Origin of the sequence: Kitasatospora sp. NPDC093550 (genome assembly GCF_044764985.1) — a bacterium.
In the GTDB taxonomy this organism is placed as follows: domain Bacteria; phylum Actinomycetota; class Actinomycetes; order Streptomycetales; family Streptomycetaceae; genus Kitasatospora.
Map to the genome: position 1 here is coordinate 22,864 of NZ_JBIWJF010000006.1, position 20,715 is coordinate 43,578.

A 20,715-nucleotide genomic window follows, 5' to 3' on the forward strand; every position below is an offset into this window, starting at 1 on the left:
GCGCAGGCACCCCGGCGCGACGCGGCCTGCCCGGACGGGGCCGGCGCCGGACCTGCGCGGGCGTCCCCGTCCAGGCCGACGGGAGGGCCGCCGCCCGGCGTCGGGTGGCGGCCGGGGCCCCGGGGCCGGTGGCGGGGTCCCGAGGGGAGGGCCGGGGGCGGCCCGGGGCGGTCAGGCGTAGCGGTCGAACAGGGCCTGCAGGTAGTCCTCCAGACGGTCGGTCAGGACGGCCGGGGTCAGGTCGGTGCGGCCCAGCTCGCGCCAGGGGACGGCGACCTTCTCGGCGTCCGGGGCGAAGGCGAGGGCGTCCAGCAGCCGCCAGTACAGGTGGTCGCGGCCCTCGGCGAGGGTGCCGCCGGCCTCCCGGTAGCGGTCGGCGAAGGCCAGGCCGGCGGCGGGGCCGTGGAGCAGGGCCAGGGCGGTCGAGCAGTGGGCGACGTCCAGGTCGGCCGGGCCCCAGGAGGTCTCCACCCAGTCGACCACCCCGCTGACCGCCAGGTCCGCGCCGCTGCCGGTGAACAGCACGTTGCCGGGGTGGAAGTCGCGGTGCAGGAAGCACGGGCGCAGCGCCGGCGCCTCGCGGTCGATCTCCGCCACCGCCCGCGCCCACAGGGCCGGGCGGGCCGTGGCCCCGGGCACGCGCACGAGGCCGGGGGCCGTCCACGCCTGCCAGGCGCGCGGGCGCTGCTGCTCGCCGACGCTGAGCGCGTGGACGGCGGCGAGCTGGGCGGCCAGCAGGCCCGCGCGCCGCCCGGTGTCCGCGTCCTGTTCCAGGCGCACCCGCCCGGGCAGGTGCGTCATCACCAGCGACGGGTGGTCGCAGGCCGCGCCCCGCCCGTCCAGCGCGCGCAGCCGCGCCGCCGGGACGGCCCCCGTCTCCAGCAGGCGCAGCACCCCGGCCTCGCGCTCCAGCAGGCCCGGGGCGTGCCGGCGGTAGAACGGCTTGACGAAGGACCGCAGCACCAGCGCGTGCCCGCCGCCCCCGCCGGGGCCCTCGACGTCCAGACGGCGCATCCGCGAGGTCCACCCGCCCTTGAGCTCCGCCACCCCCGTGATCCGCTCACCGGGCCGCAGCGCGCCCTGCGCCCACCGCAGGGTGTCCGCGAAGGTCCGCCCCCCGGCCGCGCCGCCGCCGTCACCGTCACCGTCGCCGTCACCGTTTCCGATCATGGACCGGCAGCCTACGCCCCGCCCGGCGCCCCACGCCGGACCGGGGGCGGGTAGGGGGAGAGGCCCAACTGCCCTCTCAGGACGGCGCGGTGTCCCGCACCTCCGCGTCCGCGGCCGCCACCACCGCCGACAGCAGGCCCGGGAAACGGCGCTCCAGCTCCTCGCTGCGCAGCGCGTTCATCTTGGTCGTGCCCACGTAGTACTGGCGCAGCAGTCCCGCCTCGCGCAGCACGCTGAAGTGGTGGCTGGAGGTCGAACGCCCCACCGGCAGCTCGAAGGAACCGCAGCTGAGATCGGCCCCCGAATGCGCGAGCGTGCGCACCACCGACCTGCGGGCCGGATCAGCGAGCGCCTCCAGCACCTGCTGGACGCTCACGTCCTCCACACCAGGGTGCACGATCACCCGCGCCACGACGCGTGCCCGTCCCACACCCACCACCCCTTCCCACCGCTCGACCCCCGTCCGTCCCATGGTCAAAAACCGCGCCGTGCGCGCGACTTCACGCCCAGACGCTACTACGCCCGGTCCATCTGCCACGCCCACCGCAACACCTCCGCAACACGTCCGGCCAAGCCCGGACCCGGACCTGAGAGGGAGGGGGAGCGGCGGGCGGGCCGTGGGCAACGGGCCTGGGTGGGCGGGTGGTTGCGGGACGGGAGAGGCGGGGGTGGCGGGGGTGGAGGGGGAGCGGCGGGCGGGCCGTGGGCAACGGGCCCGGGTGGACGGGTGGTTGCGGGACGGGAGAGGCGGGGGTGGCGGGGGTGGAGGGGGAGCGGCGGGCGGGCCGTGGGCAACGGGCCGGGGTGGACGGGTGGTTGCGGGACGGGAGAGGCGGGGGTGGCGGGGGTGGAGGGGGAGCGGCGCGCGGGCCGTGGGCAACGGGCCCGGGTGGACGGGCGGTTGCGGGGGCGGGCGGGGTGTGGGGGTGGTCCCGCCCGCCCCCGGGTCAGGCGGCGCGCACCGGGTTGGGAGCGGGGCGGGGCAGGCGGGTGAGGGCCAGCGGCTCGAAGATGCCCATCAGGACCGGGTCCACCGCCCGTACCGCCGCCGGGGCGGGCGGCGCGGGGGTGGGGGTGCGCAGCAGGGCGAGGTAGAGCTCCTGGGTCTCGGCGGCCGGGTCGATGCCCAGTTCCTCCGCCAGCACCTGGCGCAGCTGCTGGTAGCAGCGCAGCGCCTCGGCGCGGTTGCCGGAGGCGGCCAGGGCCTCCATGCGGCAGCGGTAGGCGCTCTCGCGGAACGGGGCGCGCCGCACCGCCTCGTCGGCCCAGCGCAGCGCGTGGTGCTCCTCGCCGAGCGCGGAGGCCGCCAGGCTCGCGGTCTCCAGCGCGCTGATCCGCAGTTCCTCCACGTGCTCGCGCACGCCCTGCGCCCACTCGCCCTCGTGGTCGGGCAGGAACGCCCCGCGCAGGTTGGCCAGCGCCCCCGCGGCCAGCTGCTGGGCCACCGCGTGGCTGCCCGCGGCCAGCGCCTCGCCGGCCTCCCCGACGGCCGAGGCGGCGGCCTCCAGGTCCACCGCCGCGTCCGCCGGCAGCCGCAGCACGTAGCGCCCGCCCTGGGCGATCAGCGGGGTCGCGCCGGGCCCCTGGGCGGGGTCGGTGACGAACGCCCGCACCCGGCTGACCACGCTGCGCAGCGCCGAGGCCCACGTGTCGGGCAGGCCGTCGGGCCAGATGGTGTCGGCCAGTTGGTCGCGGCTGGTGCCGCTGGAGCGCTCCAGGACCAGGCGGGCGAACGCCACCTGGGCCTGCGCGCTGGACAGGTGCTGCGGGGCACCGTCCTCGTGCTCGATCGCCACCAGACCGGTGAGGCGGATCAGCATCGCCGCACCCCCGATCTGCCGGACGGACTGTCTTCCCTGAAGCCGTTCAACGTAGCTCCAACCCCCCTTGAGTCAAAGCGGAAGTGACGGCCCGTGCCGGGCCGTCGGCATGGGAAACCCGGAACAGAACAAAAACCGCCGACCAGCCGTTCGGTTTCGGCGGATTTCGACCATACATTCGCCGCGAGGCGCGATGTCAACACCGGCCGCGAAAACATACCCGCCGGCCGGTCGATGCGTCGTGGACGCAAGGTTTCCGCACGTCAGAGCGTTCCCGCAGGCCGGGAAAGCGGCTATTGCGGACGCCTTGCGCATCCTGCCGTAGAAATGTAGCCATCCTTGAGCACCCCGCGTGAAGGCTTCGAGAAATACCGCCCGGAGCCACCCCGCACCCCCAAGCCCTACCGCACCCGCGCCGCCCCGCACCGCGCAATACCGGGAAACAGCCGCAAGAAAACCGGAAGAGAACCGGAAGAAAACCGGACCGAAGCCGGACCGAAGCCGGACCGGAACCGGAAATCCGCGAACACCCGGCAACACCGGGAACACCCGGGATCGCCCGGAACACCCGCGGACCCCCCGGGACACGCGCGCAAGCCCCGCACCCCCCCTGTGAAGCCGAGAAGTCCGTGACGCCGTGAAGGAGAAACGCCCGTGAACGCCACCGGAGCATGGGACCGCCTGGAGCCGAAGCTGGCCGCAACGAACGCCCGGGTGGCCGCACTGGAGTCCGACCCCTCCCGGCGCAACAGCTTCGTCGCCTACACCATGGAACGCGACAGCGCCTACTGCGACCTCGACGGCGAGCGCCTGCTCATGATGTCCGGCTACTCCTACCTCGGCCTGGCCGGCGACGAGCGCGTGGTGGCCGCCGCCAAGGCCGCCGTCGACGTCTACGGCACCGGCAACCACGGCGTGCGCGCCCTGGCCGGCACCATCCCGCTGCACGAGGAACTCGAGGCCGAGGTCGCCCGCTACGCCGGCCGCGAGCGCGCCCTGGTCTTCGGCTCCGGCTACGCCGCCAACGTCGGCACCGTCGGCGCCCTGGTCGGCCAGGGCGACACCGTCCTGATCGACAAGTACGACCACGCCTCCATCGTCGACGGCTGCCGCCTGTCGGGCGCCACCGTGACCCGCTTCCGCCACAACGACGTCGAGCACCTGGAGCGCCGCCTGAAGGCCGCCTCCCCCACCGGGGTGCGCCTGGTCATCGTCGACAGCGTCTACTCCATGGACGGCGACATCGCCCCGCTGCCCGAGCTGCGCGAGGTCTGCGACCGCTACGACGCCCTGCTCATGGTCGACGAGGCCCACGCGCTGGGCGTCATCGGACGCACCGGCGGCGGCATCGAGGAGCACTTCGACCACAAGGTCCGCGTCGACATCAAGCTCGGCACCCTCTCCAAGGCCATCCCCTCCATGGGCGGCTGGGTCGCCGGCAGCCACGACCTCATCGGCCACCTGCGCTACGCCGCCCGCCCGTTCCTGTTCTCCGCCGCCCTCGGCCCCGCCCAGACCGGCGCCGCCCTGGAGTGCCTGCGCATCCTGCGCCGCGAGCCCGAGCGCGTCACCCACATCCAGGTCCAGGCCGAGCGCCTGCGCAAGCGCCTGAACGAGGCCGGCATCTCCACCATGGACTCCACCACCGCCGTGCTGCCCGTCATCGCCGGCTCCGACGACGCCGCCTACGACTACGCCACCGCCTGCCGCAAGGCCGGCGTCATCGGCCTGCCCGTCGTCACCCCCGCCGTGCCCAACGACCTCGCCCGGCTGCGCATCGCGGTCACCGCCCGCCACACCGCCGCCGACATCGACTTCGCCGCCGAGGCGTTCCTGACCGCGGCCGCCCAGACCGGCCTGATCTGACCGCCCCCCGACCCCAGCCCCGGAAAGGAGACGCAGCCATGGCTCCCCGCACCCGCCCGCCGATCGCCGTCACCGGCCTCGGCGTGGTCAGCCCCGCCGGCCACACCGTCGACGCCCTGTGGCGCACCGTCGCCTCCGGGCGCTCCACCGCCACCGCCCTCACCGACCCGGCCCTCGCCCGCCACCGGGTGCGCCTGGGCTGCCGGGTCGCCGCCCTGCCCGAGGACGGGCCCCTGCCGGCCAAGGACGCCCGCCGCCTGGACCCGTTCGCCCACTACGGCACCCTCGCCGCGCTCGCCGCCCACCAGGACGCCGGGCGCCCCGAACCCGGGCCCGGACGCGCCGCGATCGTGGTCGGCACCGCGGTGGGCGGACGCACCACCAGCGACCGCGAGTCCGCCCTGTACACCGAGCACGGGCCGCTGCGGGTCTCCCCGCTGATGCCGCTGGTGACCATGCCGAACGCGGCCGCCTCGCAGATCGCGATCCGCCTGGCCTGGAGCGGGCCGGCCCTGACCATCGCCACCACCTGCGCCTCCAGCGCGGACGCGATCGGCCACGGCGCGCTGCTGCTGGAGAGCGGACGCGCGGACGTCGTCATCGCCGGCGGCTGCGAGGCCACCCTCACCCCGGTCACCCTCGCCGCGTTCGGCAACCTCGGCGCGCACTCGCTGCGCAACGACGACCCCGCCGCCGCCTCCCGCCCCTTCGACACCGACCGCGACGGCTTCGTGATGGGCGAGGGCGCCGGCTTCCTCGTCCTGGAGCGCCTGGAGGACGCCGCCGCCCGCGGCCGCACCCCCTACGCGCTGCTCGCCGGGTACGGCTCCAGCGCGGACGCCTACCACCTGTCCAACCCGCGCCCCGACGGCGCCGGCGCGGTCGCCGCGATGCGCGCCGCCCTCGCCGACGCCGGCCTGGGACCGGGCGACATCGCCCACGTCAACGCGCACGGCACCTCCACCGTGCACAACGACCGCGCCGAAGCCGCCGCCCTGCGCACCGTGTTCGGCCCGCACGGCGTGCCGGTCACCTCCACCAAGGGCGCCATCGGCCACCTGATCGGCGCCGCCGGCGCCGTCGAGCTGATCACCGCCATCGAGGCCATGAACACCCGCACCGTCCCTCCCACCGCCAACCACGAGAAGACCGAAGAGGGCCTGGACCTCGACGTCGTCCACACCGCCGCCCGCCCCATCCGAAGCGGCGCGGCCCTGTCCAACTCGTTCGGCTTCGGCGGCCACAACGCGACCCTGGTGGTGACCCCCGCATGACCACGACCACACCCGCACACACCCCGGCCCCGGCCGCACACTCCCCGGCCCCGGCCCCGGCCCCGGCCGCGGACGCCCCGGCGCCGGCCGTGCCCGTGCAGCGCACCCGGCTGACCGTCACCGCCGCCGACCTGGCCGCCTACCGCGCCGCCGCCCGCGCCGGCCTCACCGCCCCCGCCGGCCCCGGCGCCGCCCCCGCGCACCCCTTCGTCGCCGCCCACGCCCTGGCCCAGCACACCGTCGCCGCCCTGACCGCCGGCGACGACGGCTTCACCGGCGTGGTCCACCTCGCCCAGGAGATCCACACCCGCAACCCCCTGGCCCCCGGTGAGCTGGACGTCACCGTCGAGGTCACCGCCGTGCGCCGCGAGGCCCGCGGCACCCGCCTGGCCCTCACCACCCGCCTCACCGACGCCGCCACCGGCGCCCCGGTCGCCGAACTCGCCACCGCCGCCCTGCTGGTGGGCGCCACCCGCGTGCAGCCGTACGGCGCCGTCCCTCCCGCCGCCCACCCCGGCACCACCCCCGACAGCGGCCCGCTCACCCTCACCCACACCCTCACCGCCGCCGACACCACCGCCTACGCCCACGCCTCCGGCGACCTCAACCCCATCCACCTCGACGACGCCGCCGCCCGCGCGGCCGGCTTCCCCGGCACCATCGCCCACGGCATGCACCTGGTCGCCCTGGCCGCCGAGGAGATCACCGACCGCCACGCCGGCGGCGACCCCTCCCGCGTCACCGCCCTCGGCGCCCGCTTCGCCGCCCCCACCCGCCCCGGCACCGACCTGCGCCTGACCCTGCAGCCCCACGACGCGGGCACCGTGGTGCGCTTCACCGTCGCCACCGACGCCGGCACCGCGCTCAAGGCCGGCTGGGCGCGCATCGCCCCGGCGGGGGAGTGAGCACCATGACCACCCTGGAGACGGACGTGGCGCCCCTGCCGCTGCCCGACGCGTTCACCGCCCACGCCCGCACCCGGCCGCACGCGCCCGCCCTGCTGTGGCACGAACGCACCGTCGGCTACGGCGAACTCGCCGCCCTCGCCGAGACCGAACGCGAGCGCCTGCAGGCCCTGGACCTCGCCCCGGGCGAGCCGGTGGGCCTGCTCGCCGTCAAGTCCCCCGAGGCGATCGCCCTGGTCCTGGCCTGCCTGCAGGAACGCCGCCCCTTCCTGCTGCCCTCCCCGCAGCTCGCCCCGGCCCTGCTCGCCGCCCTGTTCGCCCAGGCCGGCGCCCGCCACGTGCTCGCCCCCACCGGACAGGACACCCCCCGCCTGCCCCGCCCGGCCCAGCCCGCGCCGGTGCCCACCCTCGCGGCCGGCACCTCCTTCATGCTCACCACCTCCGGCTCCACCGACCTGCCCAAGATCGTGCCGCTGGCCCAGAGCGCCGTCGACCGCTTCACCGCCTGGGCCCACGACACCTTCGACCTCGGACCGGGCCGCACGGTGGCGAACTACGCCCCGCTGAACTTCGACCTCGCCCTGCTCGACGTGTGGGCCACCCTCGCCGCCGGCGGCACCTGCCTGCTCATCGACCCCGCCCACGCCCTGAACGCCCGCCACCTGCTCGCCCAGCTCACCCGCCACCGCCCGCACGTCCTGCAGGCCGTCCCCCTCGCCTACGCCCTGCTCGCCCAGGCCGCCGGAACACAGGCCGCCGGGACACAGGCCACCGGGACACAGACCGCCCTGGACAGCGTCGAGCACGCCGCGTTCACCGGCGACGCCATCGACGCCCGCACCCTGGCCGCCCTGCCCGCCCTGCTGCCCAACGCCCGCCTCTACAACATCTACGGCTGCACCGAGACCAACGACAGCTTCCTGCACCGCCTGGACCGCCTGGACGCCGCCGCCGCCCTGCCCGTGCCCATCGGACAGCCCCTGCCCGGCGTGCGCACCCTCATCGCCACCCCCGACGGCACCCCCCTGGAGGGCCCCGGCAGCGGCGAACTCTACGTCTCCACCCCCTTCCAGGCCGCCGGCTACCTGGACCGCTCCCGCGACACCGGCCGCTTCACCACCCAGCCCGACGGCGCCGGACCCGGCCGGCGCTGGTTCCGCACCGGCGACCTCGTCACCCGCGACGACCACGGCCGCGTCCACCTCACCGGCCGCGCCGACTTCCAGGTCAAGGTCCGCGGCGTGGCCGTCAACACCGCCGAAGTCGAACGCGTCCTGCTCGCCCACCCCGACGTCCGCGAAGCCGCCGTCGCCGCCGCCCCCGACCCGCTCACCGGCAAACGCCTGCACGCCGCCGTCCAGCGCGCCCCCGGCTCCACCCTCAACACCCTCACCCTGCGCGAGCACCTGGCCCGCAACCTGCCACGCGCCGCCGTCCCCGAGAAACTCGCCATCCACGACGAGCCGCTCGCCAAGACCGCCACCGGCAAGGTCGACCGCAAAGCCGTCCTGCCCGCCGCCACCTGAACCCCCCCGCATCCGCACCACGAATCACCAATCCCGTACTCACGCAAGGGAGTTGCCACCATGAGCAACATCACCCAGATCAAGCGGTTCCTGATCGAGGAATTCCTGCCCGACGTCACCCCCGAGCAGCTCGCCGACGACCACGACCTGCTCTCCGACGGCGTCATCGACAGCCTCGGCGTCCTCAAACTCATCGCCTGGGTCGAGGACCACTTCTCCCTGCCCGTCGACGACACCGACCTGGACCCCAACAACTTCCGCTCCGTCGCCGCCATCGACGCCTTCATCACCGCCCGCCGCACCGCGGCCACCGCCACGGTGGGCGGCTGATCCCATGCACCCGGCCCTCACCGCACTCCTCGCCGGCCGCCCGGTACCCCTGGACGCCTGGCGCACGTGGTGGGACCAGCTGGAACACCGCACCCTGGGCCCGGCCCGCGACAGCGACCGGGCCCAGGCGGCGGCCCTGCTGGCCAGCCTCACCACCCGCCTGCCCGACACCGCCACCCTCGCCGCCCTCACCACCTCCCTCACCGAACGCGCCCCCGACCCCGGCCCCGCCCACCCCGCCAGCGTCAACATCGTCGGCACCGGCGGCGGCCCCGCCACCTTCAACCTCTCCACCGCCGCCGCCCTGACCGCCGCCGCCATGGGCATCCCCGTCGTCAAGACCGGATCCCGCGCCTACACCAGCGCCGCCGGCTCCGTCGACCTCCTCGAACGCCTCGGCATCACCCTCACCTCCGGCCACACCCACACCGCCGACCACCTCGCCCGCCACGGCATCGCCTTCGCCGGCCCCCACGTCTACCCGCCGGCCCTCACCCGCCTGGCCCGCACCCTCTACCCCCTCACCCTCAAACCCTTCGGCGCCTTCCTCAACACCCTCGGCCCGCTGCTCGCCACCGTCCCCGTCACCGCCCAGCTCACCGGCGCCAGCGCCGCCGCACCCCTGGACGCCCTGCGCCACCTCGCCGCCAAGGACACCCGCCGCACCGTGTGGATCGCCCACAACAGCGCCGGCGCCGACGAGCTCCTGCCCTTCGCCGACAACACCCTGCACACCCCCACCGGCGCCATCCACCTGCCCGCCGGAGCCGTCGCCCCCGCCACCGGCACCCTCGCCGACCTCGCCCCGCACCCCGACGACCTCACCGGCCACTTCCTGCGCGCCCTCACCGGCCGCGCCGGCGAGACCGCCACCCGCACCATCGCCCTCAACGCCGCCGCCCTCGCCCTCGCCTCCGGCCGCCACACCCGCTGGGCCACCGCCTACACCACCGCCCTGGACGCGCTCGCCGACGGCGCCCCCCGCTCCCTCGCCGAACGCCTCGGCGCCCGCCACCAGGAGACCGCCGGTGTCTGACCCCCACCCCCCGCTCTTCCCCCACGACGAGCTGGGCCTCGCGGTCTTCCTCAACGCCGGCGACCCCCCGGGCCGCCTCACCGACCTCGCCCGCATGCTCGACACCCACGGCGTCGACGTCCTCGAACTCGCCGTCCCCTTCCCCAACTCACCCACCGACGGCCCCGTCATCCGCCGCTCCGCCACCCGCGCCCTCCAGGCCGGCACCACCCTGGACACCGTCCTCGCCGAACTCGCCGACCTCACCCCCCACCTCACCCGCCTCAAGGTCGCCCTGCTCGCCGACTGGAGCCACAGCCTGCGCCACCGCGACCCCGCCGCCACCGCCCGCGCCGTCGCCGACGCCGGAGCCCACGCCCTGCTCGTCCACGCCCTGCCCCCACGCCTGCGCCCCGCCTGGCACCACGCCCTGCGCACCCAGCACCTGCCCCAGGTCACCACCTGCTACCCCGCCTCCACCCCCGAGGTCCTCACCGCCGCCGCCCGCGACGCCGAAGGCGCCTACGTCTACCTCGTCGCCCACTACGGCCGCTCCGGCACCACCCCCGCCACCGGCCACCACGCCCTCACCGACACCGTCACCGCGCTGCGCACCGCCGCCCCCGCGACCCCCGTCGCCGTCGGCTTCGGCGTCAAGACCGCCGCCGACCTCAAGGCCGTCGCCGCATCCGGCGCCGACGCCGCCATCGTCGGCTCCGCCGCCGTGGCCCGCATCGAACACGCCCACACCGAAGGCCTCGACCCCGTCGAGGAACTGAGCGCCTTCCTCACCGACCTCCGCCCCGACCGTCCCCCGCACCCGGACGCCGCCGGCGGACGCACCACCCTCACCCCCGCACGCACCACCGACCGAGAGGAACAACCGGCATGCTGATCCGCGACATCGCCGACGTGAAGACCGTCCAGTGGGGCAACGGCCTGTCCCGCCGCTTCCTCCTGGAGAGCGACGGCCTCGGCTACAGCCTCACCGACACCGTCGTCAACGCCGGCACCAAGTCCCGCCTGGAGTACCGCAACCACCTCGAGGCCTGCTACTGCATCGCCGGCTCCGGCGAGGTCATCGACATGGACGGCAACTCCCACCCCATCACCCCCGGGCGCATGTACGCCCTCGACCAGCACGACGCCCACTACCTGGTCGCCAGCCCCCACGAGGACCTGCGCCTGGTCTGCGTCTTCTCCCCGGCCCTGCGCGGCGACGAGGTCCACCAGCTCGACGCCCACTCCTCCTCCGCCTACTAAGGCGAGACCTTCTGTTCAGACGAGCGCCGGCGACCCACCCGTCGCCGGCCCTGCCACCCCGGGCCCCCGCCGCCGGCGGGCCCCGGGAGGAAGGCGGCAACACCGTGATCCGCTGGAACGCCGACCAGAAGGCCCTGCGCGAGGGCCTGGCCCGCTTCGGCGACGACCTGAGCGCCGGCCACATCGAAGGCGACGAACAGGCCGCCTTCTCCCACGACAAGTGGCGCCTGATCCAGAAGACCGGCATCCTCTCCCTGCCCTTCGACGAACGCTACGGCGGCCTGGGCCAGTCCCTGCTCACCACCATGTACGTCCTCGAAGGCCTCGGACAGACCTGCCGCGACGGCGGCCTCAACTTCTCCGTCACCACCTCCATCGCCTCCACCGGCGTCCCCCTGCAGGCCTTCGGCTCACCCGCCCTCAAAGAGGCCTACCTGCCGCGCATCGCCTCCGGCGACGCCATCGGCGCCCACGCCATCACCGAGACCGACAGCGGCTCCGACGCCATGCAGATGCGCACCCGCGCCGTGCGCGACGGCGACGACTTCATCCTCACCGGCGCCAAGACCTTCGTCTCCAACGGCCCCGTCGCCGACGTCATCGTCGTCTACGCCCGCACCCACCCCCAGGGCGGCGCCCTCGGCGTCACCGCCTTCCTCCTGGACGCCGACATGCCCGGCCTGACCTGCGGCAACCCCATCAAGAAGATGGGCCTGCGCACCTCCCCGCTGTCCGAACTCTTCCTCGACGGCGTCCGCGTCCCCAAGGACCGCGTCCTGGGCCGCGTCGGCGGCGGCTTCATGGTCCTCGACCACGTCATGAAACGCGAGATCCTCTACTCCTTCATCGTCAACACCGGCGAGATGCAGCACCGCCTGGCCCGCTGCCTGGACTACGCCAAGACCCGCATGTCCTTCGGCAAGCCCATCGGCTCCTACCAGTCCGTCGCCAACAAGATCGTCGACACCAAGATCCGCCTCGAAACCGCCCGCAAGTGGCTCTACGACACCGCCCAGCGCCTCGAAGCCGGCGACAACGTCACCGTCGACATGGCCATCGCCAAACTCCTCACCAGCGAATCCAACCTCGCCACCTCCCTGGCCGCCGTCCAGGTCTTCGGCGGCAACGGCTACATGTCCGAATACGGACTGGAGAAGGACGTCCGCAACGCCGTCGCCGGCACCATCTACTCCGGCAGCAACGAGATCCAGTACAACCGCATCGCCGCCATGCTGGGACTGGGCAAATGACCGCCCCCGCCCTCGCCCCCGCCCCCGTGCGCCCCGGCCACCTCAAAGTCTGCGGCGCCCGCACCCGCGCCGACCTCGCCCTGCTCGCCGACACCGGCCCCACCCTGGTCGGCCTGTGGCACGGCGTGCCCGGCGGCCCCGCCGACCTCGACGCCGCCCACCTCGCCGACCTCGCCGCCACCGCCATCCGCCTGGGCCTGGAACCCGTCCTCGTCACCTTCCTCGACGACGCCGAACACCTCGCCCGCCTCGCCCGCGCCACCGGCATCCGCTGGATCCAGCTCCACGCCTACCAGAGCCCCGCCCTCGTCGCCGACCTGCGCACCCGCCTGCCCTACGCCGTCCTCGTCAAAGTCCTCCACCTCTCCCGCGGACGCTGCCTCGAACGCGCCTTCACCCCCGCCTTCGAACGCGCCGGCACCGACCTGTTCCTCCTGGACACCGTCACCGACGACGGCCGCGTCGGCTCCACCGGCCAGAGCCTGGACCCCGCCCACGTCCACGCCCTCCTGCCACGCCTGCGCACCCCCTTCCTCCTCGCCGGCGGCCTCAACACCGCCAACCGCGACACCTACCGCACCGTCACCGACCACCCCCTGTACGCCGGCGCCGACATCGACACCGCCGCCCGCGACCGCACCGGCCGCCTCACCCGCGACGCCGTCACCGCCCTCACCCGCGCCTGGCACCCGCGCCTGCAGGAGGCCGCCCTATGAGCACCCCCACCCCCGCCGCCGACGTGCCCGCCGCCGCGCCCGCCGACACCCGCGCACCCGGCGGCTTCGTCGACGCCCTCCTCGCCGCCCGCCGCCCCCTGGTCATGGAAGTCAAACTCCGCGACCCCCACGGCAACGACCTGATCGGCGAACGCACCGTCACCGACCTCGTCACCCGCTACGAACACGCCGGCGCCCCCTGCCTGTCCGTCGTCACCGGCCGCTGGTTCGGCGGCACCACCCGCCTGCTGCGCGACGTCACCGCCGCCACCACCCTGCCCGTCCTCCAAAAAGACTTCCTCACCCGCCCCGCCCAGCTCGAAGCAGCCCGCGCCATGGGCGCCTCCGCCGTCCTGCTCACCGCCGCCCTGCTCCCCGCCACCTCCCTCAAACGCCTGGTCACCTGCGCCCACGACCTCGCCCTCACCCCCTTCGTCGAAATCACCGACGAACGCGAACTCGACCACCTGCCCCACCCCGAGAACTGCGTCATCGCCGTCAACAACAAAGACATCCGCACCCGCGAACGCGACCGGGGCGACCTCGAACGCAGCCTGCGCCTGCTGCCCGCCGTCCGCGCCACCGGCTGCCGCGCCCCCGTCTCCGCCTCCGCCATCACCGACCCCCACACCGCCGCCCGCCTCCTGGACGCCGGCTACGCCGCACTCCTCGTCGGCACCGCCCTCATGCGCACCACCGACCTCACCGGCTGGCTCGCCGCCCTCGACACCGCCCGCACCGGAGCCGCCGCATGACCACCGACCCGCTGCGCACCCGCTCCCTGGTCCTGGACGCCGCCGGCATCCCCCTCTCCGCCCTCGTCGCCGAACCCGAACACGGCGAACCCAAAGCCGTCCTGCTGGCCATCCACGGCCGCGGCATGCGCGCCGCCTACTTCGCCGGCCCCGCCCACCCCGACACCAGCCTGCTCACCCTCGCCGCCGACCTCGGCTACACCGTCCTGGCCGTCGACCGCCCCGGCCACGGCGCCTCCGCCCACCGCCTGCCCCACGGCCAGCTCATCGCCGACCAGGCCGCCACCCTCCACGCCGCCCTCACCGACTACGCCCGCGCCCACCCCACCGGCGCCGGCGTCCAGCTCCTCGCCCACTCCTTCGGCGGCAAGATCGCCCTCCACCTCGCCGCCCACTGGCCCGCCGACCCCCGCCTGCCCCTGCTCGGCGCCGACATCAACGGCCTCGCCCAGCACTACGCCCCCGGCGCCTGGGACCGCCCCGACGACCTCGCCGGCGGCGGCCGCCTCAACTGGGGCCCCCTCGGCCTCTACCCGCCCGGCACCTTCCACGCCGCCCGCACCCTGCTCACCCCCGTCCCCGCCCTCGAATCCCGCGAACTGGCCACCTGGCCCGCCCGCTACACCGCCCTCGCCGCCCGCGTCCGCGTCCCGGTGCGCCTGACCATCGCCGAACACGAGCACTGGTGGCGCCTGGACGCCCCCCACCGCGCCGCCCTGACCGCCGCCTTCCCCCCGGGCCTGGCCCACCTCGTCACCGCCCACGGCGCCGGCCACAACCTCTCCCTGGGCCACGCCGCCCGCCCCTACCACCTGCGCGCCCTCGCCTTCACCGACGACTGCCGCACCCGCCCCGCCCCCACCCCGGCCACCACCGGGGCATCGGTGCTCGCCGCCGTCTGACCCCCGCCGCCTCCGGGGCCACCCGCCCCCTCCGGGCCCCGGAGACGGCGGAAACCCGGACGGGTACGGGTACGTACCCGTATGCTGTGGATGAACGGAAGGAGCCGACATGGCCGACGCGAACATCCGCATTCCCGCCGAGGCGCGCGACCGCCTGGCCGAGATCGCCGCCGGTGAGCACCTGTCCCTGCGGGCCTACCTCTCTCGCCTGGCCGAGGACCTGCTGACACCGGACGAACGGGCCGAACGGGCGGAGCAGGCCCGTCGCCTGCTGAAGGGGTGGAACGGTTACGACCCCGACGCCGCCCACACCGCCGCACTGGACGCCGAACTGGACCGCCGCCTGTCCGAGGCGGCCGGGCGGTGAACGCTCTGCACGTCGTCCTGGACGCCACCGCGATGGTCGCGGCGGGCCGCGGCAACCTCCTCGCCTCCCGCCTCATCCACCGCGCACACGCCGAGCAGGGCTGGTATCTCCACGCGCCGGCCTGCGCCCTGGTGGAAGCGGACCGCGAGCGTCCCGGGACGGCCGAGCACCTGGCCGCCCTGCCGGCCGTCACCGTGCTGGACCTGGACCTCGCCGCCGCTCTCGCCGTGGCCTCCGACTCCACCTGGGCGCAGGCTCACGTCCGCCACGCGGCGGCCCCCACGCCCGAGCGTCCTGACGGGGCGTTCGTCGCGACCGCGGACCCCCTGCGCTGGAAGGGCGAGCCGGTACGCATCCTGGAACTCGGTCCCTGAGCACCACGGCCCCGCACGCGGGAAGGCCCCGGCGCCCGCAGTGGCCGGGCGGCGGGGCCTTGCTCGCGGGGTGGGGCTACCGGTCGGCGGTGAGCTTGCCGGCCGTGCCCCAGTTCTCGGCCGGGTACTCCTGGATCCACACCGACACGCTCTCGGCCGGAACCCCCAGCGCCTCGACGAAGGCCCCGGTGACCTTCTCGACCAGCGCGCGCTTCTGCCCCGCCTCGCGCGGGCCCTGCTGGATGGTGACGATCGGCATGCTCGGCTCCTGACCGGTGGTCCTGCGGTGATCCCGGCGGTCCCGGCGATCCCCGGGCCGGGTGGTTCCCCGGCCTGCGACCAGTCCACCCGATCCGGGCCCCCGCACCCAGACCCGATCCGCACCGGCAGCGATCACGAATCGTGATCGCCGGCGGCCGCGGCGCCCCGGCGGCAGGCCTGCAGCAGCAGCCGGGGCGGCGGCGCGCCGCGCCGCACCGCCAGCCAGGTCGCCAGCGCCAGCGGCGTGCGGCACGGCCGGAAGGCGATCCGGCGGGCATTGGTCATCCGCGCGTTCGCGCCGTACACCACCGTCCACATCGGCTCTCCGGTGCCGATCGAGGCCAGGGTGTCCTGCAGGGTGCCGTGCGGCGGCCCGGCGACGGGGGTGAAACCGGCCCGCGCGCAGGCGGCGGCGACCAGGTCCACCAGCGCCGGGTGGTTGCGGCGCTCGGTCATCCGCAGCGGCAGCGCGGCGAGGTCCGCGAGATCGACCTCGGCCCGCTCGGCCAGGGCGTGCCGGGCCGGCAGCGCGATCACCAGCTCCTCCTGCCACACCGGCAGGAACCGCAGCCCCCCGCCGCCGTCCGCGCCCTCGGGGGCGGCGCCGCGGACGAACGCGGCGTCCAGGCGGCCGTCGGCCAGCCGGGCCAGGCGCTCGCGCACCGGGACGGCGTGCAGCTCCACCCGCACGCCCGGGGCCCCGCGCTCGTAGGCGTCCAGGATCACCTCCAGGCGCTCGCCGAGCCCGGTGACGGTGCCCAGCCGCAGCACGCCGGGCGCGGCCAGACCGGCGGCCAGCGCGCGCGCCGCGTCCTCGGCCGCCAACACGTCCCGGGCGGCCGGCAGGAATCGCTGCCCGGCCGCGGTCAGCCGCACGTGCCGCGGCGAGCGGTCGAACAGCTCGACCTTCAACTCCCGCTCCAGACGCCGCACCTGCTGGCTCACCGCGGGCTGCCCCAGCAGCAGCCGCTCGGCCGCCCGCCCGAAGTGCAGCTCCTCGGCGACGGCGACGAAGCAGCGCAGCTGCCTCAGCTCCATGCAGGCCCCCCTCCTCCGGTGAAAAGCCCATCGTCGCAGCCCCGGACGGCGCAGCCCGCGCCGACGCCCGCGCCGGACAGCCCACGGGCCGCCGGCACCGCCAGGTGCCGTGGGGCGGGTGAGGGCGAGGGAAGAACAGGGCCGGCCCCCTCGGGGTCACGGGAGCCCCCGGGCAGGGCAGGGCCCCTGCTTCGGCCGGGTGGAGGGAGACGTCGGCGGGGCCCACTGCCCGTGCGCGGTCCGGGCCGGTACGGATGCCGCCGCCCCGGGACCCGGGTTCCTCGCCGAGCTCGGCGAAGCGGTCGAACACGCCGCCCTCCTCGCTGCGCCGCGGGCGCGGCAGTGGCGCGTCGTGACCGGCGGCGCGGGCCGGGTGGGGTGAGGGTGTGCCCCTCGAAGCGGACAGCCCGAGGTGGCGGGGGGCCGTCCCGCGGGGCGCTGAAGCGCGCCTGCCCGCCCGCGGCGTCGGCGGGTTCGGCGACGCTCTCCACGGCGACCCGGACCCGGCAGCCGCTCCCGGTCTCGCGCCGCACGGTCCGCAGGAGGGCGGGCCGCTCCACCCTCCAGCCGGGCCTCCAGCTGGACGAAGCAGGGGGGTGTACCCGGCGAGGAAGACCCCGGACAGCGCCCGGCGACCGGCTGCCCCCGCCGCGCGGGGGCAGGCCGACCGCCGTCGACCGGGCCCGCCTGGCCGGCGCCGCCGCTGCGCCGGCCAGGCGGGCCCGGTCGGCGAGCCGTGCGTCGAGCCCGGACCCGTCCTCGCCCGGTGCCGTGACCGCCCCGCCCGCCGGCCGGGCCGGTCACCTGCCGAGGACGGCTCTCACCAGGTCACCGGCAGGGTCTCGGGCCCTCGGTTGACGGTGCCGCGGTGCCAGCTCACCCGCTCCGGCGGCACGGCGAGCCGCAGGCCCGGCAACTCCCGCAGCAGGGTGCCGAGAACGACCTGCGCCTGCATCCGGGTGAGCGCCGCCCCGACGCAGTAGTGCGCGCCGTGTCCGAAGGCCAGGTGCGGTGCCTCGTCGCGGGTGAGGTCGAGGCGGTCCGGGTCGGTGAAGACGCGCGGATCCCGGTTGGCGGCGAGGTACGAGACGTACACCGCCTCGCCGGCCCGGATCAGGGCGCCGGCGACGGCGACGTCCTCGGTGGCGATCCGGGGCAGGCCGACACCGTTGCGCTGCGGGATGAACCGCAGCAGCTCCTCGACGGCGGCCGGCAGCAGGGCCGGTTCGGCCCGCAGCCGCTCCAGCTGCCCGGGGTGGGTGAGCAGCGTGTAGACCATGGTCGAGGTCTGGTTGCGGACCTGGTCCAGGGCGTTGAGCACGACCATCACCGACAGCGAGACCAGCTCCGGGCGGCTCAGCGCGCCGTCCGCGTGGGCGGCGACCAGTTCGCTGAACAGGTCGTCGCCCCGGTGGCGCAGCCGGTGGTCGGCCAACTCCCCGAAGTACCGGGCGATCTCGGCCTTGACCGCGTTGCCCTCGTCCGGGGAACGGCTGCTGGAGAGGATCACGGCGCGCCACTGCTGCAGCCGGGGCAGATCGGCCGGCGGCAGGCCCAGCAGCGTGCCGACGACCCGTTCCGGCAGCGGGCCGGTCAGGCTCCCGGTCAGCTCGGCGGGCGGTCCCTGGCGCACCATCGCGCCCACCAGCCGGTCGGCGCTCGCCTGCGCCCCGATCCGCAGTTCGGCCACGCGCTTGCGGTGGAAGGCCTGGGCGACGAGCCGGCGCAGCCGGGTGTGGTCGGGCGGGTCGGTGCGTCCGATGCCGCCGGCCGGGGCCAGGCGGTGCGGGGTCATGCTGGTCACCGGACGGTCGACGGTCAGCGCCCGGCTGAACCGCGGGTCGGCGGTGACCGCCTTGACGTCCTCGTACCCGGTCAGCAGCCAGGCGTGGCCCTCGCCGAACCGCAGCCGGATCCTCGCGGCCGGCTCCTCGCGCAGCAGCCGGTGCAGCAGCGGGTCGAACTCCAGGGCGTCCAGGTGGTCCACCGGCCAGTCGTGGACGCCCGCGCCGGCCGTCGCCGGCGCGGGCCCGTGCGCACGGCTCGGCGTCATCGGGCGTCCCCCGTCCCGCGGCCGGCGGCCGGCGGCGTGTGCCGCAGGGGAGTGAGCTGCTCGATCCCGTAGCGGCGGCGCAGCTCGGCCACGGTGTGCCGGTCGATCCCGCCGTCGGCGTCGAGCAGTTCCAGCAGTTCCTCGAAGTAGCGTTCGTGACCGGGTGGCGGCGCGGCCTGGAACAGCATCCGGGCCGGGCGCCCGGTGGGGTTGGCGAAGGCGTGCGGGCAGCCGGCCGGCACCAGGATCAGGGTGCCGGCGGTGGCCCGCACCGGGCGCTGCCCGGTGTGCGACTCCCAGCCGTGCCAGTCGTCGCGGGTGCGCAGCTTCGGCTCGAAGGCGAGCACGTCGAGCTCGCCCTCGAGCACGTAGAACAACTCCTCGCTGTGGCGGTGGGTGTGGGCGCCGACGTCGAACCCCGGCGGCACCACGACCTCGAACGTGGACGCGGTGCGCGAGTGCGCCCCGGTGACCTTGAAGGTGACCTGCTGGGCGGCGGTTTCGATGGTGCGTCCGCCACCGGGCGGGACCACCAGGCCCTCGGCCCGGTACGGCCGGCCCGGGGCCTGCTCCCGCGCGGACCGGTGCGCGGTCACCATGCGACCGGCAGGGCTTCGGGCCCGCGGATCAGCGCGCCGCGCTGCCAGCGCAGCTGCTCCTCGGGTACGGCCAGCCGCAGCCGCGGGAAGCGGCGCCACAGCGAGCCGAGGATGATCTCGGACTCCATCCGGGCGAGCGCCGCGCCCGGGCAGTAGTGCGGGCCGTGGCCGAAGGCGAGGTGCGGGTTGTCGGTGCGGTCGAAGTCCAGCTCCTCGGGGTCGGCGAAGACCTGCGGATCCCGGTTGGCGGTCAGGTACGACACGTACACCGCCTCGCCCGCGGGGATCAGCACGCCGCCGACCTCGACGTCCTCCAGGGCGATCCGGGACAGGCCGACGGCGTTGCGGTGCGGGATGTAGCGCAGCAACTCCTCGACGGCCTGCGGGAGGAGGGCCGGTTCGGCGCGCAGCCGGGCCAGGTGGGCGGGCCGGGTCAGCAGGGCGTAGACCATGTTGGCGCTGTTGTTGCGCACGGCGTGGGCGCCGCTGATCTGGACCAGCCCGGCGAGTGCGACGGCCTCGTGCTCGGCGAGCACGCCGGCGTCGGTGGCCTCGGCCAGCACGCTGGTGAGGTCCTCGCGGGGGTCGGTGCGGCGGCGGGCGAGCAGGGCGGTGAAGTACGCGGCCAGTTCGGCCTTGGCGCGTTCGCTGGCCTCGCGGCCGTGGGCGGCGGAGATGACGGTCTCCGACCAGGCGGCCATCTCGTCCCGGTCCTCGGCCGGCACGCCCATCAGCTCGCTGACCATGGCCAGGGGGAACGGGCGGTGGAGGTGGGCCACCAGGTCGGCCGGCGGCCCGTGCCGTTCGAGGGTGTCGAGCAGGCCCTCGACCAGGTCCTGCGCCCGGTCGTGCAGTCGGCGCATGCTGCGGGCGGTGAACGCCTTGGCGACCACCCGCCGCATCCGGGTGTGGTCCGGCGGGTCGGCGAACCCGACCGCGCCGTCGAGCGGGATGAAGTGCGGGGCCAGCCTGGTCACCGGTCGGCCGACGACGGCCTGCCGGCTGAACCGGGGGTCGACGGAGACGAACTTGACGTCCTCGTGGCGGGTCACCAGCCAGGCGTGGCCCTCGCCGTTGGGCAGGCGGATCCGGGAGACCGGTTCCTCGTGCAGCAGGCGGGCGAGCATCGGGTCGAAGGTGAGGCCGGGCAGGTCGGGCGGGGCCCAGAAGTGGACGGGGGGCGGGGGGACGACGGTCATCGGGGTCTTCCGGGGTCGGGGAGGCGGCGGTG

Annotated in this window: 22 protein-coding genes; 14 read left to right on the plus strand and 8 right to left on the minus strand. The window is 75.6% G+C overall.

From position 1 onward, the window contains the following. Positions 1-171: 171 nt before the first annotated feature. From ACIRD3_RS10795 to ACIRD3_RS10805, 3 genes are all read right to left on the minus strand, one after another. Entirely contained in the window at positions 172-1,170 is a 999-nt protein-coding gene (locus ACIRD3_RS10795) for a phosphotransferase family protein (RefSeq protein ID WP_402214092.1), read from the minus strand. A gap of 76 nt (positions 1,171-1,246) precedes the next feature. After that, positions 1,247-1,600: an ArsR/SmtB family transcription factor gene (locus tag ACIRD3_RS10800; protein WP_402214093.1), complete on the minus strand. Its 354-nt coding sequence runs from the start codon at positions 1,598-1,600 to the stop codon at positions 1,247-1,249. Positions 1,601-2,117: 517 nt separating this feature from the next. Then, positions 2,118-2,990: a BTAD domain-containing putative transcriptional regulator gene (locus ACIRD3_RS10805; protein ID WP_402214095.1), complete on the minus strand. Its 873-nt coding sequence runs from the start codon at positions 2,988-2,990 to the stop codon at positions 2,118-2,120. Between the two features lie 654 nt (positions 2,991-3,644). Here ACIRD3_RS10805 and ACIRD3_RS10810 point away from each other — a divergent pair. The 14 genes from ACIRD3_RS10810 to ACIRD3_RS10875 all read left to right on the plus strand — a co-directional run bounded on the left by ACIRD3_RS10810 (position 3,645) and on the right by ACIRD3_RS10875 (position 15,533). Then, positions 3,645-4,856 carry an aminotransferase class I/II-fold pyridoxal phosphate-dependent enzyme gene (locus ACIRD3_RS10810; protein ID WP_402214097.1) on the plus strand — a complete coding sequence of 404 codons (1,212 nt, stop codon included), beginning with the start codon at positions 3,645-3,647 and terminating at the stop codon, positions 4,854-4,856. Between the two features lie 38 nt (positions 4,857-4,894). Then, positions 4,895-6,130, plus strand: coding sequence for a beta-ketoacyl-[acyl-carrier-protein] synthase family protein (locus tag ACIRD3_RS10815; protein ID WP_402214099.1), 1,236 nt, complete (start codon positions 4,895-4,897; stop codon positions 6,128-6,130). After that, positions 6,127-7,035 (plus strand): MaoC/PaaZ C-terminal domain-containing protein, encoded by a 909-nt coding sequence (locus ACIRD3_RS10820; protein ID WP_402214101.1) that lies wholly within the window; start codon positions 6,127-6,129, stop codon positions 7,033-7,035. The genes ACIRD3_RS10815 and ACIRD3_RS10820 overlap by 4 nt, the downstream gene beginning before the upstream one ends. A gap of 5 nt (positions 7,036-7,040) precedes the next feature. Further along, the gene (locus tag ACIRD3_RS10825) at positions 7,041-8,561 is read left to right on the plus strand and encodes an AMP-binding protein (protein WP_402214103.1); all 1,521 of its coding nucleotides are present in this window, start codon (positions 7,041-7,043) and stop codon (positions 8,559-8,561) included. 60 nt (positions 8,562-8,621) lie between these two features. Beyond that, entirely contained in the window at positions 8,622-8,891 is a 270-nt protein-coding gene (locus tag ACIRD3_RS10830; protein WP_402214105.1) for an acyl carrier protein, read from the plus strand. A 4-nt stretch (positions 8,892-8,895) separates the two neighbouring features. Continuing rightward, the gene (locus ACIRD3_RS10835; RefSeq protein ID WP_402214107.1) at positions 8,896-9,927 is read left to right on the plus strand and encodes a hypothetical protein; all 1,032 of its coding nucleotides are present in this window, start codon (positions 8,896-8,898) and stop codon (positions 9,925-9,927) included. Then, positions 9,920-10,801 carry a tryptophan synthase subunit alpha gene (gene trpA, locus ACIRD3_RS10840; RefSeq protein WP_402214109.1) on the plus strand — a complete coding sequence of 294 codons (882 nt, stop codon included), beginning with the start codon at positions 9,920-9,922 and terminating at the stop codon, positions 10,799-10,801. Before ACIRD3_RS10835 ends, trpA begins: the two co-directional genes overlap by 8 nt. Then, entirely contained in the window at positions 10,795-11,169 is a 375-nt protein-coding gene (locus tag ACIRD3_RS10845; RefSeq protein ID WP_402214111.1) for an ectoine synthase, read from the plus strand. Before trpA ends, ACIRD3_RS10845 begins: the two co-directional genes overlap by 7 nt. A 104-nt stretch (positions 11,170-11,273) precedes the next feature. Then, complete coding sequence (locus tag ACIRD3_RS10850; protein ID WP_402214113.1) at positions 11,274-12,419, plus strand: acyl-CoA dehydrogenase family protein; 1,146 nt, start codon at positions 11,274-11,276, stop codon at positions 12,417-12,419. Continuing rightward, a complete protein-coding gene (locus ACIRD3_RS10855; RefSeq protein ID WP_402214115.1) occupies positions 12,416-13,135 on the plus strand; it encodes an N-(5'-phosphoribosyl)anthranilate isomerase in 720 nt (239 codons plus the stop codon). Before ACIRD3_RS10850 ends, ACIRD3_RS10855 begins: the two co-directional genes overlap by 4 nt. Further along, entirely contained in the window at positions 13,132-13,890 is a 759-nt protein-coding gene (locus ACIRD3_RS10860) for an indole-3-glycerol-phosphate synthase (protein ID WP_402214117.1), read from the plus strand. The genes ACIRD3_RS10855 and ACIRD3_RS10860 overlap by 4 nt, the downstream gene beginning before the upstream one ends. After that, positions 13,887-14,792 (plus strand): alpha/beta hydrolase, encoded by a 906-nt coding sequence (locus ACIRD3_RS10865; protein WP_402214119.1) that lies wholly within the window; start codon positions 13,887-13,889, stop codon positions 14,790-14,792. Before ACIRD3_RS10860 ends, ACIRD3_RS10865 begins: the two co-directional genes overlap by 4 nt. A 109-nt stretch (positions 14,793-14,901) precedes the next feature. Continuing rightward, complete coding sequence (locus ACIRD3_RS10870; RefSeq protein WP_402214121.1) at positions 14,902-15,159, plus strand: hypothetical protein; 258 nt, start codon at positions 14,902-14,904, stop codon at positions 15,157-15,159. Positions 15,160-15,164: 5 nt separating this feature from the next. Further along, complete coding sequence (locus ACIRD3_RS10875; protein WP_402214735.1) at positions 15,165-15,533, plus strand: hypothetical protein; 369 nt, start codon at positions 15,165-15,167, stop codon at positions 15,531-15,533. 76 nt (positions 15,534-15,609) lie between these two features. Here ACIRD3_RS10875 and dmpI read toward each other — a convergent pair whose 3' ends face one another. From dmpI to ACIRD3_RS10900, 5 genes are all read right to left on the minus strand, one after another. Next, positions 15,610-15,792: a 4-oxalocrotonate tautomerase DmpI gene (dmpI, locus tag ACIRD3_RS10880; RefSeq protein WP_402214123.1), complete on the minus strand. Its 183-nt coding sequence runs from the start codon at positions 15,790-15,792 to the stop codon at positions 15,610-15,612. A gap of 134 nt (positions 15,793-15,926) precedes the next feature. Beyond that, the gene (locus ACIRD3_RS10885; protein ID WP_402214125.1) at positions 15,927-16,832 is read right to left on the minus strand and encodes a LysR family transcriptional regulator; all 906 of its coding nucleotides are present in this window, start codon (positions 16,830-16,832) and stop codon (positions 15,927-15,929) included. A gap of 820 nt (positions 16,833-17,652) precedes the next feature. Continuing rightward, entirely contained in the window at positions 17,653-18,885 is a 1,233-nt protein-coding gene (locus tag ACIRD3_RS10890) for a cytochrome P450 (RefSeq protein WP_402214127.1), read from the minus strand. Then, positions 18,882-19,484, minus strand: a complete 603-nt coding sequence (locus ACIRD3_RS10895; RefSeq protein ID WP_402214129.1) for a cupin domain-containing protein — start codon at positions 19,482-19,484, stop codon at positions 18,882-18,884. Before ACIRD3_RS10895 ends, ACIRD3_RS10890 begins: the two co-directional genes overlap by 4 nt. Beyond that, entirely contained in the window at positions 19,478-20,683 is a 1,206-nt protein-coding gene (locus tag ACIRD3_RS10900) for a cytochrome P450 (RefSeq protein ID WP_402214131.1), read from the minus strand. The genes ACIRD3_RS10895 and ACIRD3_RS10900 overlap by 7 nt, the downstream gene beginning before the upstream one ends. Between the last annotated feature and the right edge of the window lie 32 nt (positions 20,684-20,715).